Consider the following 16411-nt stretch of genomic DNA (forward strand, 5'->3'; position numbering starts at 1 on the left):
TTCACCTCTTTTTTTCAGGCGTCAGTTTGGGCAGAGGGACAGGAGCCCAAAAGTTGCGCCACCTATGATGGAGATATTTAAGGCTTCGCCACAGCAGACGTCGCGTCAACAGGATAACGGCAGCCAGGATAACGACCGCCGCGACGATCAGCGCCGTTCGCCAGTGATGTTCATCCGTTGTCCCCCGAAGTGCCGATTCGCTGCCCTGCGCGCGCGCTTCGGCCACCTGCAACGTGGACCCCGGTAATTCGGCAACCTGCCACTGCTGATGGGCTGTGTCCCACCAGCGCAATTTAACGGGCGGAATGACAATCGTACCGGCCCGGGACGGGAGATAGCGCAGCTTCTCCACCCGCTGAGCACCTTCGATTTGACCGCGCCCCGACTTCAGCAACGTGTTTTCGGGGGTCAGCCGTTGGGTATCGGTTCCGGGGATCGCATACAGGATCTGCGGGACCTGCGCCGCGGTAATGCCGGTGGCATTCACCGTAACAGCGCGCTCCACCACATCCCCCACCCGCAGTTCGCCGTCATTGCTGGCGTGATACTGGGTAATTTTCTGGGTCAGGGTCAGGCTACTGGCGGGAAGGAAGCGGTCCGGCTGCTCCACGCCCTCAGGCCACGCCACCGCGGTTTTCAGCTCCGGCAGTTGCACGGTGACAGGGGCCTGGCTGGCAGAAGTGAGCGTGACCTCCGTGGCGGGCAGCAGCAGATCGCCCTCATCCCACGCCATCACCTGTCTTTCGAGGCGAATACCGCTCCAGCTTGTTCCTCCCTGGCGGCGACTTAACAGCTGATTCGGCAGCGGCGTGGTCATTAATGCCCCGTTTTTAATCACAAAATCGGGCCATTCCGGGGGCGGATTAAACCAGCTGTCGGTCCAGAAGGTGACCGCGATAACCACCGGCTGGCCTGGCGCGACATGTTCAGGTGCGACCAGTTCGCGGGTAATATCCATCGCCGCGCGGGCGGGTATTACCGCCAGCAACAGCAGAAGAAGAAAGGCTTTCATGGCGTCGGCTCCGTACTGGCGCGGTAGAGATTTTCCAGCAGGCCGGATGGTGATACCTCCAGATTGTCGAACCACTGCTCCACCTGTGGATTACTGCTGGCCGTGGGCTCAAGATCCTGCTGATTTACCCCCTGACCTTTCTTCAGATCGTGCTTAATTTCGTCGGGCTTGTAGTCCTGCTCCTTGCCCTGGGCAGCCTGGCGGTCGCGCTCTTTCTGGCGCAACTGCATGATAATGGCGGCGATAGCGGCGCGGTTCTTTTGCGCCAGCGCCCAGTCAGGACGCAGGCTTAACGCGCGATCGTAGCTGTTAAGGGCCTGCTGCCACTGCTTTTGTCCGGCGTAGCTGTTACCCAGCCACAGAAGCGTATCGGCAGTCTGCGGAGCCTGGCGAAACGCCGACGCGGCGGCGACAAAATCCTCCGCGCGGTAGTACGCAATCCCCTGCCAGAGCGGATCCTGGAAACGTTGTGCTGCTTTCGCGTAGTCGCCCTTGTTGAACGCCAGCTGCCCCTGCATATCCGGGCTTACCCAGGCATCCAGCCAGGCGGCCTGACTTTGCGGGGCATACAGCAGCGGCACGACAACGATCAGGGCACAAATCAGCTGCCGCCGTCCGAAAAGCAGCAACAGCAGCATCGGGATCACCAGCAGATACCCGCTGTTTTTCCAGTGCAGATCGCCGCGGGCGTTGTTCTGCGAAGCCACCGACTGCTGGATGTGACGGGTAATTACCGGCAGATCGCTGTCATCATTGCTCACCAGCGTAACGGGAATACCGCCATCACGCAGGCCGCTGAAACGTTCGACGTTGAGGCGGGTATCGATTCCACGCTGGGCGTAATCGTCAGGCAGTTCGCCGCCGCGCGCCGTACCGGGCACCCAAATCTGCAGCGGCAGTTTTTGTTGTGCGAGCCAGGCCGCATCCTGCGGCGAGAGGGTATCGGCGATCAGTAAAATATTGCGCGGCGCATCGGGGGTTTCCGGCATATTTTTCAGGGCCAGAGCGATGGCCTGCCGTAACCCGGAGCCTTCGCCCTCGGGCAACAGCGCAGGATTTTGCGCGTGAAGAAACAGCGAGTAGAACGAGGGATCGACGGTCAGCGGCGTGGTGAGGTAAGCCTGAGCGTTATACACCACCAGCCCAAAATGCGTGCCGGTTGAGCGCGACATCAGCTGCATAATTTTGCTTTGCATCCGCTGATGGCGGCTGGGCGCAAGATCCTGGGCGTACATGGCCGGATCCTGCTGTAACACCACCATCAGATTACTTTGCGGCGTCAGGGCAGCGGGCAGTTCCCGCTGCCAGGTCGGGCCTGCCAGGGCGATCACCCCCAGCGCGCAGAGCCACGGCAATACCCGGGTGATGCGCTTTTTGCGTCCAATAATGAGTGCCCTGGCAAAGGGTTTATCCATGATCTGCTGCCAGGCGCTGCGCTGTCCGGTCGCCACAAACCACAGCAGCGCACAAACGAGCAGACCCGCTAACCACCAGGGATGGGTGAAGTGAAAATCACTCATGCTGCTCTCTCCCGAATGAATCGCCCAACCGCGAGCAGGACCAGTAACCCCAGCGCCAGCAGCAGCGGCCACTGGAAGAGCGGAACGTGCCACGACCAGCCGATGGATTTCACCTGTACCGGGGTGATGGCGTCGATCTCTTTCCAGACGCTGTCCAGCGCGGCCCCGGAGTTGGCCGCCGTCCAGGATTGCCCCCCGGTGATCTGCGCGATGTTCTGCATCAGCGGCAGATCCACTTTGTCATCCCCGGTACTGTTGATATCGCCAAAGGCGATGGTGTGCACCTGAACGTGATGGGCAGCGGCCAGCTGAGCGGCCAGAGCCGGTGCCAGCTGCGAAGCGGTATCGTTGCCGTCAGTCAGCAGGATAGCCAGTTTACTGGCTGCTTTATCAGTGGTGTTATCCAGCAGTTTGACCCCGACGCCCAGCGCATCACCGATGGCCGTTTGCTGGCCAACCATGCCGGGAGCCAGTTGATTGATGCGCGTTTGCAGCGCCTGCTTATCTTCGCTGACCGGCGCAAACGGCCAGGCCTGGCTGGCAAATATCACCAGACCTATGCGATCCGACTGCCGTGCCGCGACAAATTTTCTCACCGATGCCTGGACCGCCTGCAGGCGTGTCACCCCGCCCTGGACATCGTTTTTCGCCATCGAACCAGAGACATCAAGAATTAGTACCACGTCACGCATGGGTTTTTGAATATGCTGGGGCGGCGTAAGGTACTCCGGGCGGCAGAGCGCCGCCACCAGCAGCAGCCAGACCAGCCAGAACAGCAGGCTGGACAGTTTACCGGTGCGCACCGGCTGGCTGTTCAGCTTCAGCTCATCAATCAGTTCCGGTAAAAACGGGACCCGGACCTGCTCTTTGACCTCTCGCTCCTGCGACAGAAAATAGCGGCCAATCAGCGGCAGAAAAATCAGCAATGCTGCCCACGGCCAGGCGAAATCGATCCGGCTCAGATACTCAGACATAGGGCAGTTTCTCCAGCCAGTTTTTCAGCTGAAGCTGCAAACGCGCGGTGCGACCGGCGTCGAGCTGGTTATCGGGCTGGCAATATCGGACGCTTAACTGCTGGCGCAAATCATCGTCGATGTCGACCTTTTGCAGCAGTTGTTCGGGGGTGATGGCGTTGCTGACGCTGGCGCGCGGCTGGTGCATCAGCAGGATGCGTTTGATCAGTTCCAGCCAGCCATCGACGCTGTGGGGTTGTTGCAGCGAGGCCCGCGCTTCCCGACGCCAGGCGTTACGCCGCCAGCGCGCCAGACGGAACAGGGCGAACAGCAGCAATGCGATAAGCACCACTCCCCCCGTCACCCACCAGCCTGGAGGTAACGGAAACCAGGAGATACCCTGCGGCAGCGCCGGAACGGCGAGCTCAGGAACGCTAAATCCTTTTTCCAGCATTCAGAGGCCCTTTTGTAACTGTTTGATAAGATCCTGAGTGACCACAATCTGATTAACGCGAATACCGAGGCGTGTCAGGCGATTTTCCAGACGCGCCAGCCGGGAGGTAATGCTCTGTTCGATGTCATCTTTTAGCTGAGGTGAAAGCGAAAACGCAGCCTCACGCCCCTGATAGCGGGCGGCCAGATCGCCGTGCGCAGGGAGCCGCAGGTGCAGATCGTCAAGCGTGATGAAAGCGCTGATCTCACAGCGTCGTCTCAGGCCTGCTAACAAAGCTTCTCCGGCTGCATCCAGGTCGTGAAAATCGCTGAGTACGGCCACCCACGCGCCCGCCGGAATAAGGGGCATGGTGCGTTGCAATACGTGGGTAAGCGAGACAGAGGCAGGGGTTTCGTCAGGATAGCGCGAAGGTAGCGCCTGGTTATAGCGCAGCACATCATCCAGCACTGCCGGTAAATTACGGGCCGGGGCACGGCATTTTTGCAGGCTGTAATCGCTGTCGCCAAATACCACGCTACCGACTCGGTCGCCGTCGTGCCAGCTGCGCCAGGCCAGCAGTCCGGCAATTCTGGCGGCGGCAACGGATTTGGTCTGCCCGCGGGTGGAGAAATACATATCCAGCCGCTGGTCGACAATCAGAAACACCGGACGCTCGCGCTCTTCGTTATAGAGGCGGATCCAGGGCGTTCTCAGGCGCGCCGTGGCCTGCCAGTCAATCAACCGCACATCGTCGCCAGGCTGGTAGCGGCGCAGGCTGTCAAAGTTAAGCCCACGCCCCTGCTGACGGGAGACGCGCTCCCCGGCCAGCGCACCGGGCGGAATTTGCCCCGGCGGATTGGTCAGCAACCGCGCTTCCCCTGCCAGCGCCATCAGCGTGTCGCGATCGACCTGCAGTGCGCTGTCCATCACGCCACCACAGCGTCGAGTAACATCCGAATGATGTCGTCCGCAGAACGGTTATCGGCACTGGCCTGATAACTCAGCATCAGACGATGGCGCAGTACCGGCGGAGCAACGCGCTGAATATCTTCCGGCAGCACCGCGTCGCGGCCCTCCAGCCAGGCCAGGGCGCGTCCACAGCGGTCCAGCGCCAGGGTACCGCGCGGGCTGACGCCGATGCCAATGTATCCCGCCAGCGTGTCACTGACCTTCTGCGGATGGCGGGTCATGTTCACCAGGTTCACAATGTAATTTTCAATGGTTGGGGCAACATGAATCGCCGAGATCTCCTGCCAGCAGGTGGCAATATCCTGCTGAGAGAGCATCAGGGTTTCTGGCTCAACGGCGGCAGGCTCAGAGCTTTGCGCCAGATACTTCTGCTGCTGTTCGGCCCGCACCATCTGCATCACTTTTTGCTCGTTTTCACCTGACGGGTAATCCACCAGCACTTTCATTAAAAAGCGGTCGAGCTGGGCTTCCGGCAGTGGCCAGGTCCCCTCCTGATCCACCGGGTTTTGCGTAGCCAGCACCATGAATACGCCGGGCAGCGGCCAGGTTTTTCCGGCGACGGTAACATGACGCTCCTCCATCGCCTCCAGCAGCGCTGACTGCACGCGTGCCGAGGCGCGGTTTATCTCATCCGCCAGGATGATGTTGCCGAACACCGGCCCTGGACGAAAGCGGAACTGGTCCTCTTCACGGGTGGCATTTTGCTGGTAAATCTCACTGCCGGTGATGTCCGACGGCAGCAGATCCGGTGTGAACTGAATGCGGCGAAACTCCCCTTCCACATGGCGGGCCAGCTCGCGTACCGCTCGGGTTTTTGCCAGTCCCGGCAGCCCTTCCAGCAGGACGTGCCCATCGCACAGCAGCGCCACAATCAGCATTTTTACGACCGACTCCTGGCCTAACACCTGTTGATTCATGCGCTGCTCAAGCTGAAGCAGTTTTTCTCTGTTTGTCATTTACGCAATCCTGCAAAGTCACGTTTCAGAAGCGTGGCGATACCGACCAGGATCGGCTCGGCATAGTTGAAGAACGCTTTGATGCCGGGGCATAGATAGTTGAGCCCGGCTTCACCGTCCGGGGCGCGGACAATGCGGTTTTTCGGGCATTCACCCCAGCACAATTTCAGATAAGGACACTGTTTGCAGTATTCCGGCAGAGTCTCTTTTTTGCCTAAGCCAAAGGCTTTCTGCCGTTCGGAAAAGGCCATGTGCGCCAGTTTTGTGTCGGCGATATTGCCGATCTGGTATTCGGGGTAGACATAGTGGTCGCAGGAGTAGATATCGCCGTTTTTCTCCACCGCCAGTCCTTTCCCGCAAAACTCAGAGGCGGTACAGATTTGCGCGGGCATCCCCATGGTTTGCGCCACCGCCGTTTCGAACAGGTTCACCTGCACGCGGCCTAAATCGTTATTCACCCACTCTTCGAACACGGTTTTCAGGAAAGTGCCCCAGTCGTCGGGATCCACCGACCAGTCGGTGACGATAGAATCTAAATCGCCCGGTCTGGCACGGCGGGTGCCGGTTACCGGGATGGTCTCATCACGCCAGAACTGCGGTGCGGTGCTTTTGAAATCGACGGGTTCCACGCAGGGATTAAACTGGACGTAGGTCGCCCCCAGTTCACGGGTGACAAAGCGGTAAACGTCAAGCGGGAAGCGCGCATTGGTGCGGTTTACCGTCACCAGGGCGTTAAAGGGCACCTTATATTTTTTCAGCGCCTCAACGCCTTTCATCACTTTATCGAAGGTCGGTTTGCCGCTGCGCGTCACGCGGTAGCGGTCATGCAGTTCTCGTGGCCCGTCGATGGACAGCCCCACCAGAAAGCGATGTTCTTTGAGAAATTCGGCCCATTTGTCGTTAATCAGCACGCCATTAGTTTGTAAGTCGTTTTCGATGCGCTGGCCGGGCTTTTGATACTGTTTCTGGAATTTCACTACTTTTTCGAAAAACTCCAGTCCCATCAGGGTCGGCTCACCGCCCTGCCAGGAGAACACCACCTGATCGCCATCCTGACCATCGATGTACTGGCGAATGAAGTTTTCCAGCACTTCATCGCTCATGCCGGTGTGGCGGTCCTGATGCAGAAGTTCTTCTTTGTGCAGATAAAAACAGTATGAACAGTCGAGATTACAGGTCGAGCCGGTGGGTTTCGCCATGACATGGAAGCGTCTGGTATACGCTGGCCCCTTGCCGTCATATTTTTCTGCGGACGGTAACGCTTTAACAGGCAACGTGGTGCTGTACTTCATCGCGATCCCCTGATGACCGGGTGGTTGCCCACCCGGGTTTAACGACAATTAATTACTCTTCGCGCCTTGCTCAATCAGCGACTGGACGTCGGAAACGGTAAACGAGCCCGGTTTCTGACGCGGCGGGAACTCCTGGAAGCTTTGCAGCATCTCGCCAACGTATTTCTGCGCGCCGCCCAACAGGAACAGACGGCTGTAGAACCAGTTGTTGTAATCCATACCGGTATCGCCTTTCTCTAGCGGGTCGATCTCCAGATCGAAGATCATCGGCGCACGCAGGACGGTAAACGGATAGCGCCAGACGTCCATGCCGGTATGTTCCTGAATCATAAAGTGCGCTTTCCAGCGGCCGTAACGGATGGCCAGCAGGTCACCGTCATCACTCCAGTAGAAGAACTCTTTACGCGGGTCTTCACCTTTGCCCTGCAGGAAGTCGAGCTGGTTATAACCATCCAGGTGAACCTTGTAGGTCATGGAGGTGGTTTTGTAGCCTTTCAACAGCTGCTCTTTTATGTCCGGGACACCCGCAGCGGCCACCAGAGTCGGGAACCAGTCATTACTGCCAAAGATATCGTTGATCACCGTACCCGGCTGGATATGGCCCGGCCAGCGGATCATCGCAGGGACGCGGAAGCCCCCTTCCCAGCCGGTATTTTTCTCGCCGCGGAACGGCGTCATCCCTGAGTCAGGCCAGGTGGCCAGCATCGGGCCGTTGTCGGTGGTGTAGACCACGATGGTGTTATCTTCGATGCCGAGATCTTTAATTTTCTTCAGCACTTCACCTACCGTCTTATCATGCTCAACCATGCCGTCGGCATAGGTTCCGAGCCCTGTCGCTCCAATACTGGCGTCTTTCAGGTGCGTCTTGTTGTGCATGCGGGTGGTGTTGTACCAGGTGAAGAAAGGCTTACCGGCCTTAACCTGGCGCTCCATAAAGTCGTTGTTGGCCGCGAGGGTTTCATCATCGACGGTGCCCATACGCTTGATGGTGAGCGGACCGGTATCTTCGATTTTGCCGTCAGCGCTGCTCTTAATTACGCCGCGCGGGCCAAACTGTTTACGGTATGCAGGATCTTTCGGGTAGTCCGGGTTCTCAGGTTCTTCTTCGGCATTCAGGTGGTAAAGGTTACCGAGGAACTCATCAAACCCGTGGGCGGTAGGTAAAAACTCATCCCGGTCACCGAGGTGGTTTTTACCAAACTGCCCGGTGGCGTAGCCCAGCTGTTTAAGGATGTTGGCGATGGTAGGATCGTCTTTGCTGAGACCCTGAGGCGCGCCCGGCATGCCCACCTTACTCATCCCGGTACGGAACGGCATCTGCCCGGTGATGAAGGACGAACGCCCGGCCGTTGAGCTCTGCTCGGCATAATAGGAGGTAAACTTCGCCCCCTCATTGGCAATACTGTCGATATTTGGCGTCTTATAACCCATCATGCCCTGGTTATAAGTACTGAGGTTCCAGTAACCCACATCATCACCAAAAATAACGACAATATTGGGTTTTGAATTATTTTGCTCTGGAGCAGTTGGAGCCGTGGTTGTAGATGAAGCGGGTGCTGCATAGGCTGCGGTAATTGCACTCGATGCAAGCGTTAGCATACTGGCCAACACTGTCCGCTTGAATGGAACGGATTTGAGCATGGTGGAACTCCTTTCATTAGAGGCAAAAAAAGTATAGGCAACCTACTGATGAATGGGGCAATTGTCATAAATAAAACATTTAAAAATGGATAAAAAATAGCAGCGCCGCATGAAGAAAAATATTTAACTTAATGATTTTAAATAATTAATTAAATTTAGTTTAAATTCACAACATGCGAGTTATCGTTCTCGCTAGTGTATCGTTGCGTGTAATTGTCGCTTCATTGAATTCATCTGTTATTTACTCCCAAAAGCACAAATCAATCGAAAAAAGCGACTAAAGAAGAGATGAAATTTTTAAACCTCTTTTATTTTTAACTTTTTGTATAATATAAAAATATCTCGCTGATGTAGTATCGGTATGCCCTCTTGAAAGGTTCATCAGCTGCCGTCCGGCGGTTCTGAAAAACTCTCCTGCTCTATAGTTAATTAACCCCCATGCTGGCTGAAGCGGCGAGGCATTATGCGTGTGGCTTTTCCCGGTCTTCTTTTAATGCTGACTGCCACGATGGTTTATAGCCCGGCGGGATATGCGGTGGATAACCCTCGGATAAAACAGCGCGCGGATGCCGTCCTGACGTTAATGAGTTATATGGTGGTTCCTGACGTAACCGCCAGCGACCTGAATATTGGCACCGGCAGCAATGAAAGTAACGAACTCACCATCACGCAGTTTGGCGGCGGCGCCACCCTGAGCGACTCCTTCCCGATTTACGTTGAAGGGGCATTGGGTTACAGCCGTTACGACCCGCAATTCGTGGTAAGCAATGGCACGGAAACACGGCGCATCCCCACCCGCTGGAACAGCCTGACCGGTACCGGGGGAATTGGCTGGGATTTCCATCTTCATCGCGATCGCTGGGGCGGAAATCTGATCCTGCGCCCGATAGCCAATGTGATGCTGGGCACCATGGCCAGCGATGTGCGCATCGGGGCATGGGTCATCGAGCGACGTCGACACGCGGATTATGATTTTCTGGATGGCGGCAGGCTGAATGCTTACGGCACCGGCGGTTCGCTGATGCTTGACTATGAACTGGTATCAAAACCCCAGGATATCGATATAGAACTGCGCTACTCGGCAATGCGCCTGCAAACCTTCGGCAGCACTTCCGATGCCGTTGACGGGCATGCGAACACCCAGAACCTCGGCCTGTACCTGCGCCGTCGCGCGCCCATCTCCGACTGGACGCTGTTAAAAAGCCCGGTGCGATATGTGCTGGAAGGCGCGCATACGGAATATTTGGGCGAGCAGCGCGGCAGGCTCGGGTTTGACAGTCTGAGTTCAGTTGGGGCAGGTATCGAGCTGGACAGCAGCAAGTATCCGGTCTTTGTCACCCGCACGCGCCTGGTGGCGCGCTACATGTTTGGTCAGAATACCAGCGGATATGGGATCGGCCTGGCGATGAGTTTTTAAGGTGCCATGCCCGGCGGCATTACAAAAATTCGTAGGCCGGGTAAGGCGAAGCCGCCACCCGGCAAGGAAACTATGGTGAACGGAACCACCACCGCATCCGCATGTTCCCCTCACCCTGACCCTCTCCCCAAAGGGGAGAGGGAATAAACCCCGCCCGGCGGCGCTGCGCTTGCACGGGCCTACAGATGCAGTTCGTAGGCCGGGTAAGGCGAAGCCGCCACCCGGCAATGGCGCACCGCGCCCCGCCCGGCGGCGCTACGCTTGCGCGGGCCGACAAACCTGTCCCAGTGCCTCCCGCTCTTCCCCCACCAGAGTCTGCAACGGAAACGGCAAACACGGCGCCGCAACCCTGCCCGTCAACTCCGCCACCGTCGCAATCACCCGCAAACTCCCGTACCGACGGAAGAACCCCCACAACGGCTCCAGCGCGTCGTTGAGCCGCCGGGTTTCCTCCACATCCCCCCGCAGCGCGGCTTGCGTCAACCGCAGGCAATAATCCGGGAAAAGCCCGCCCAGCACCGAGTACCAGACATCACATCCTGCCAGCAGACCGGCTGCCGACTGCGCATCACCGCTGATGCCAATCGTCACCCCCTCTGCCACCTGGCTTTTCAGCGCCGTCACGCGGGCGGAAGCCTCCGCCGGATCCGCCGGAATATAGCCGAGCTTAATGGAACCCATATTAGGCAGCGCCGACAGCGCCACCAGCAGCTCATCAGTAAAGTCAAAACCGCTGGTGGCCGGGTTGTCGTAGATACAGAGCGGAACGGAGATTTCACCGCACACGCGCTCGTACAGGCGGAACACCTCCTCCGCCGTCAGCTTCTGGTAGCAGAGCGGTGCCAGCAGCAGACCGCTCACCCCGGCTTTTTGCGCATCGTCTGCCAGCCTCAGGATCTCTTCCGCGTTGACGCTGCCGATACTGGTCATCACCGGCACGCCTGCGGCAGCCCTTACCGCCAGCCGGGTGGCGGTAAAACGCTGCTCCCGGGTCAGATAGGCATAGCTCCCCGTAGAGCCCAGCGCCCCGATGGAATTCACCCCCGCCGCCGCCAGCGCTTCAATCAGCGCCACAAAGGCTTTTTCATCAATCTCACCCTTCACCAGCGGCGTCAGGGGAAATGCACTCAGACCTGTAAACATCCTGAATTCCTTATAAAATTATCGGGAAAATTTCCGCGAACCTGTCACACATAAAATCACGCCCAGGGTAATTAACAGCATCACCGGGCTGACCTTCTCATGCAGCAGCGTGGCGGACAGCCCCAGCCCCAGAAAGGGTTGCAGCAGCTGCAGCTGCCCAACGGCGGCGATCCCACCCCGGGCAAGCCCTTTGTACCAGAAGATAAAACCGATCAGCATGCTGAACAGCGACACATAGCCCAGCGCGGTCCAGGCCGGCATACCAACAGAGCTGAATGATGCAGGCATTGTCAGACAGGAGGCAACCACCATGAAAGGTAGCGCCAGGATCAGCGCCCAGCCGATCACCTGCCAGCCGCCGGATTCGCGGGTCAGCGCCGCCCCTTCGGCATAGCCCAGACCGCAAACCACCACCGCCGCCAGCATCAGCAGATCGCCGATCAACGAGAGCGAAGCACTTTGCGACAGCGCAAAGCCCACCACCAGCAGACTGCCGAGCACCGAGAAGATCCAGAAGGCTCTGGCTGGCCGCTCCTTGCCGCGCAGCACCGCGAAAATGGCGGTCATCAGCGGCAGCAGGCCAAGAAACACAATCGAGTGGGCGGCGGTAACGTGCTGGAGCGCAAGGGCGGTCAGCAGCGGAAAGCCGACTACCACGCCCAAAGAGACAATCATCAGCGGCACGATTTGCGCGACGGGCGGGCGTTTTTCCCGCAACACGAGGATCAGGACGAGGGCCAGCACCCCGGCAAGAGAGGCCCGGGCAAAGGTCAGGAAAAAGGGATCGAAATCATGCACCGCAATCCGCGTGGCGGGCAAGGACCCGCTGAAAATCACTACCCCCAGCAGGCCATTCAGCCAGCCCGAAAGCGAGGTTTTATCTCCCGCACTCTTCATTATCGTTACCTTCCCAGTCTTGAGCCTCTGTTGAGCGGATGGTAGTCTCGCCAATCCGATACAATCAAATTATTGTCATGGATACATTTGATGAAAGCCCGCTATAAAGCCATCGTGGATCGCTACGCGCAGCAGATCCGCTCCGCCACGCTGACAGCAGGCACCCGGCTTCCCACCCACCGGACGCTCGCCGCCCGGGAACATATCTCGCTGGCCACCGCCACGCGCGTCTATGCCGAGCTGGAGAAGATGGGGCTGGTCAGCGGGGAAACCGGGCGGGGAACTTTCGTCAGGGAGATCCTGTTGCCGTCCGGGCTGGGGATCGACCAGCAGGCGGTCGCCACCGATGTGCTGGATCTGAACTTTAACTATCCCGCCCTGCCGGGTCAGGGAGAGCTGCTCCGGGAGGCGCTCAGGCAGATCGCAGGCGTCGGCGATATTGAATCGCACCTGCGCTATCAGCCGCATGCGGGCAGGCAGACGGAGCGGGAGATCGTGGCCGCACACCTCTCCGGGCCGCACTTTCAACCTTCGGCAGATAACCTGTTGATTGTGAACGGTGCCCAGCATGGCCTGACCATCGCCCTGATGGGGCTGCTCAGGCCCGGCGACGTGGTGGCGGTGGATGCCCTCACCTACCCGGGCTTTAAGGCGCTGGCGGCGCTGTATCACCTTGAGCTGGTTGCCATTCCCGCCACGCCGACCGGCCCCGACCTGGACGCGTTACGCCAGATCTGCCAGAGGCGGCACGTGCGTGCCATTTACACCATGCCCACGCTGCATAATCCCCTGGGATGGGTGCTGGACCGCAACCAGCGTCAGGCGCTGGCGAACATCGCCCGGCAGCACGATCTGCTGATCGTCGAAGACACCGCCTACAGCTGGCTGATCCGCCGTCCGCCGCCGCCCATCGCCAGCCTGGCCCCGGAACGCACGGTCTACGTCACCGGATTTTCAAAAAACGTGGCCACCGGCCTGCGGGTCGGGGCGGTGGTCTGCCCGCCTGCGCTGCGTCCGGCGCTGGAGCGCGCCATACGGGCCACCACCTGGAACACGCCTTCGGTGATGACCGCCATGGTGTGCCACTGGATCCAGGACGGCACCGTGGCCCGCTTCGAAACCCTGAAAAGGCGAGATGCCCGGCAGCGGCAGCGAGTGCTCAACACGGTGATGAAGGATCTGCCCTGCATTACGCATCCCAACTCTTACTTCGCGTGGTTGCCGCTGGCGGATGAGGCCCGGGCGGATCGGGTGGTGAAGGCGCTGATGGACAACAACATCTCCGTCTCCACCGCAGAGCCTTTCTCCACCTCCGGCACGGTGCCGCAGGCGATCCGCGTCGCCCTCGGGTCGGTATCGGTTGAGACGTTACGCCATGCGTTGCAGCAGGTCAGAGCGGCGATTGAACTGGAGCAGAGCCGATAAGACAAGTCTTAATTTCACTCGAAAGTGGAATTATTTTATGAATCTGTAAACACCTCTTATCGCCCGAAAATTATTCATCAGACATATAAGCCTCGCTAACTTATTTACTGGCGAGGATATATTCATTACGCCAGAAAAAATATTTAAAGATTTCGCTACGGGCAGGAAAAAAACGCGCCGGGAGACTTATTGACCTTTCCCCCGTTCTGTCTACAGTTATTTTGCACGCATTTGAGAGAGTTAAATCTCTTTCAATATATATTCTCAACGAAAACTGGAGACATGTTATGACCAAGCATCGAGGCGGTTCCGGCAATTTCGCAGAAGACCGGGAGCGTGCATCCCAGGCGGGCCGTAAAGGCGGACAGAGTAGCGGCGGTAACTTCAAAAACGATCCGCAGCGGGCATCCGAAGCGGGAAAAAAAGGCGGACAAAATAGCCGGGGCGGCGGACGTAAACCCGCTGCGTAATCGTCTGAATATATTCTTCCGCTGACGCGAATATGTCAGACAATATATTCAGAAACGTAAAGAACGGTAATTAACACCACTCCTTGTAAATGCAGCCCGATAAATTATGCGGAGGTTATATGATGCATTTAAGAAGAAGAGTTCGTAACGCACGTAATAATCATCGCACCCGTGATGATGTCGGCTGGATAATTCCGGGTGATGCTGAGCGTACCCGTTCACCCGATAGCGCCCCGGATAGCGGACCGGCGCTCAACATCGTCGGGAGTCAGGATGCTGACCGTGAAGTGAGGCTCAGTCAGCGTCAGTCCTATCTCGTTAACGCCATCGCGCACCGGGATCTTCTGAAGTAATCAGCTGTTAAGTGATGCAACATTTGTAGTGCTTTGTTATTTGCCCGGCCTTCCCCGCCGGGCATTTTTATGCCGCGTTCAGGGGCGCAGCGGCAGCCCGGCGGTCTCTTTCGCCCGCAGCACCGTGAGGAAAGAGATCAGCGCCGCCGCCATGATAAACAGCGCTGGCGAGTGCTGATTGCCGCTTTCGACCAGCAGATACGTTGAGAACCAGGGCGTAATGCCGCCAAAAAACGCCACCGCCACGTTATAGGCGATGGCGATGCTGCCAAAGCGAATGCGGGTAGGAAACAGCTCCGCCATGGCCGCGCTGCTGGCACCGTCAAAAAGCGCAATACAGATCCCCAGCAGCAGCATCGCCAGTATTGCTGCGAAGATATTGCCCTGCGCCATCAATGCCATCGCAGGCCAGCTCACGAGGATAAACCCGATGCAGCCCGCCAGCATCAGCGGCCTGCGGCCAAACTTATCCGACAGATAGCCCATAAAAGGGATCATCACCGCAATGGCTAAAAGACCGAGGGTGGTGATGAAATAGGCCTGCTCCTGTGGGAAGCGCAGTTCCGTCGCCAGATAGCCGGGAATAAAGGCCTGCAACATCCAGTGCCCTACCGCCTTGATCGCCACAAACCCAATGCAAAAGCCGAGCGCGCGCCGCTCGGTGGTGACCGCCGTGTGCAGCGGCGCGGCTTCCGTTTGATGGCTTTTCTTCAGCGCCAGGAATTCGGGGGAGTCCTCAAGATGGGTTCGCAGCCAGAGGCCAATCCAGCCCAGCGGACCGGCGAGCAAAAACGGAATACGCCAGCCCCAGTCGTTCATCGCCGATTCCCCCAGCACTGAGGTGAGCAGCAGCACCAGGCCCGAGGCGGCCACAAAGGCCAGAAAGCCGAAGTTATCTATCCAGCAGGTAAAGAAGCCCCGGCGATGGGCAGGCGCATACTCCGCCAGAAAGGTGGTGGCCCCTGCGCTCTCGCCCCCGGCGGCGAATCCCTGAACCAGCCGCACCAGCACCAGCAGCACCGGGGCGAGCAGCCCCGCCTGGGAAAAGGTCGGCAGCAGTCCGATTAAAAAAGTGGCCCCGGAGGTCAGCAGGATCACCGTGGCCAGCACCCTGCGGCGGCCAATCCGGTCGCCGAGCGATCCAAACCACAGTCCGCCCAGCGGGCGCATCACAAACCCGGCGCCAAAAACCGCAAACGACGACAGCAGCGCCGTGAGCGGATCTTCCGCATGGAAGAAGTGCATGCCAATCAGGGCGGCTAAAGTGCCGTAAAGCCCGAAATCGAACCATTCAACAAAATGGCCAATTCCGGTGGCAAACAGCACCTTGCGCAGTTGAGGGGACACGGGAAGCCCTTAGCGCTTTTTCGGCATCATGCGCAGCAGGGTGTTGTCTTTCCAGTAGTAGTGATGAAGCAGTGCGGCAAAGGCGTGGATCCCAATAATGAAATAGCCCAGGTTCGCCAGGGTGACGTGCCAGGCTTTCAGCGTATCCACCAGATCGAAATTCGATTCGGCGGCGTGCGGCATTCCCAGCCCGAACGCAAACCAGGTGTTGCCCCGGTTATACATCATCACCAGACCAATCAGCGGCAGCGCAATAAACAGCAGATAGATGGCAAGGTGCCCCAGGTGGGATAAGCCGATATACATCGGTTTTGGCTTGGGCACGATCGGCGGCGCGGGATACTTAAGGCGCACCAGCAGACGCGCGACCATCAGCACCAGAATGGAAATGCCGCACGACACGTGGATCATATTAATCAGCGGACGGTCGCTGCGGGGGAACCAGCCGCGAAACTCCATGGCACAGTAGGCGACGATCACCAGCAGAAAAACCAGCCAGTGAATCGCAATTTGCAGGCCGGTATATTTGTTGCGCATAAGTATTTCCTGAAAGAATGCCAAAAAACGTAAAATAACCAGCTTC

General features: G+C 58.1%; 16 protein-coding genes. 4 read left to right on the forward strand and 12 right to left on the reverse strand.

From position 1 onward, the window contains the following. Window position 1: 1 nt before the first annotated feature. The 8 genes from FFB58_RS04270 to FFB58_RS04305 are packed head-to-tail and all read right to left on the reverse strand — an operon-like array spanning window position 2 to window position 8776. Complete coding sequence (locus FFB58_RS04270; protein ID WP_138369120.1) at window positions 2–1012, reverse strand: BatD family protein; 1011 nt, start codon at window positions 1010–1012, stop codon at window positions 2–4. Then, window positions 1009–2532 carry a tetratricopeptide repeat protein gene (locus FFB58_RS04275; protein ID WP_039028549.1) on the reverse strand — a complete coding sequence of 508 codons (1524 nt, stop codon included), beginning with the start codon at window positions 2530–2532 and terminating at the stop codon, window positions 1009–1011. The genes FFB58_RS04270 and FFB58_RS04275 overlap by 4 nt, the downstream gene beginning before the upstream one ends. Then, window positions 2529–3506: a VWA domain-containing protein gene (locus FFB58_RS04280; RefSeq protein WP_138369121.1), complete on the reverse strand. Its 978-nt coding sequence runs from the start codon at window positions 3504–3506 to the stop codon at window positions 2529–2531. Before FFB58_RS04280 ends, FFB58_RS04275 begins: the two co-directional genes overlap by 4 nt. After that, a complete protein-coding gene (locus tag FFB58_RS04285; protein WP_039028547.1) occupies window positions 3499–3939 on the reverse strand; it encodes a DUF4381 family protein in 441 nt (146 codons plus the stop codon). The genes FFB58_RS04280 and FFB58_RS04285 overlap by 8 nt, the downstream gene beginning before the upstream one ends. Further along, window positions 3940–4845, reverse strand: a complete 906-nt coding sequence (locus tag FFB58_RS04290; protein WP_039028546.1) for a DUF58 domain-containing protein — start codon at window positions 4843–4845, stop codon at window positions 3940–3942. Then, complete coding sequence (locus FFB58_RS04295; RefSeq protein ID WP_138369122.1) at window positions 4845–5843, reverse strand: MoxR family ATPase; 999 nt, start codon at window positions 5841–5843, stop codon at window positions 4845–4847. Before FFB58_RS04295 ends, FFB58_RS04290 begins: the two co-directional genes overlap by 1 nt. Then, window positions 5840–7135 (reverse strand): anaerobic sulfatase maturase, encoded by a 1296-nt coding sequence (locus FFB58_RS04300; RefSeq protein WP_039028544.1) that lies wholly within the window; start codon window positions 7133–7135, stop codon window positions 5840–5842. The genes FFB58_RS04295 and FFB58_RS04300 overlap by 4 nt, the downstream gene beginning before the upstream one ends. 48 nt (window positions 7136–7183) lie before the next feature. After that, the gene (locus FFB58_RS04305) at window positions 7184–8776 is read right to left on the reverse strand and encodes an arylsulfatase (RefSeq protein ID WP_039028543.1); all 1593 of its coding nucleotides are present in this window, start codon (window positions 8774–8776) and stop codon (window positions 7184–7186) included. Window positions 8777–9269: 493 nt separating this feature from the next. Here FFB58_RS04305 and FFB58_RS04310 point away from each other — a divergent pair, with 493 nt between their 5' ends. Next, window positions 9270–10193, forward strand: coding sequence for a hypothetical protein (locus FFB58_RS04310; RefSeq protein ID WP_286172492.1), 924 nt, complete (start codon window positions 9270–9272; stop codon window positions 10191–10193). A gap of 255 nt (window positions 10194–10448) precedes the next feature. Here the strand turns inward: FFB58_RS04310 and FFB58_RS04315 are convergent, their stop codons facing one another. Both FFB58_RS04315 and FFB58_RS04320 read right to left on the reverse strand, forming a co-directional pair. Further along, complete coding sequence (locus FFB58_RS04315; RefSeq protein WP_138369124.1) at window positions 10449–11336, reverse strand: dihydrodipicolinate synthase family protein; 888 nt, start codon at window positions 11334–11336, stop codon at window positions 10449–10451. An 18-nt stretch (window positions 11337–11354) separates the two neighbouring features. Beyond that, window positions 11355–12233 (reverse strand): DMT family transporter, encoded by an 879-nt coding sequence (locus tag FFB58_RS04320; RefSeq protein WP_138369125.1) that lies wholly within the window; start codon window positions 12231–12233, stop codon window positions 11355–11357. Between the two features lie 90 nt (window positions 12234–12323). On the opposite strand from FFB58_RS04320, the gene FFB58_RS04325 reads away from it, so the two are divergent. The 3 genes from FFB58_RS04325 (at window position 12324) to FFB58_RS04335 (ending at window position 14481) form a co-directional block, all read left to right on the forward strand. Next, window positions 12324–13658 carry a PLP-dependent aminotransferase family protein gene (locus tag FFB58_RS04325; protein WP_138369126.1) on the forward strand — a complete coding sequence of 445 codons (1335 nt, stop codon included), beginning with the start codon at window positions 12324–12326 and terminating at the stop codon, window positions 13656–13658. A gap of 287 nt (window positions 13659–13945) precedes the next feature. Continuing rightward, complete coding sequence (locus tag FFB58_RS04330; RefSeq protein WP_039028538.1) at window positions 13946–14128, forward strand: general stress protein; 183 nt, start codon at window positions 13946–13948, stop codon at window positions 14126–14128. Window positions 14129–14247: 119 nt separating this feature from the next. After that, entirely contained in the window at window positions 14248–14481 is a 234-nt protein-coding gene (locus FFB58_RS04335) for a hypothetical protein (RefSeq protein WP_138369127.1), read from the forward strand. 78 nt (window positions 14482–14559) lie between these two features. Here the strand turns inward: FFB58_RS04335 and FFB58_RS04340 are convergent, their stop codons facing one another. Beyond that, a complete protein-coding gene (locus FFB58_RS04340; protein WP_286172494.1) occupies window positions 14560–15828 on the reverse strand; it encodes an MFS transporter in 1269 nt (422 codons plus the stop codon). A gap of 9 nt (window positions 15829–15837) precedes the next feature. Next, window positions 15838–16365, reverse strand: coding sequence for a cytochrome b561 (gene cybB, locus FFB58_RS04345; protein WP_039028537.1), 528 nt, complete (start codon window positions 16363–16365; stop codon window positions 15838–15840). Window positions 16366–16411: the final 46 nt, after the last annotated feature.

This window comes from Enterobacter sp. MF024 (assembly GCF_005843915.1).
GTDB classification, from domain to species: Bacteria; Pseudomonadota; Gammaproteobacteria; order Enterobacterales; family Enterobacteriaceae; genus Enterobacter; species Enterobacter barmai.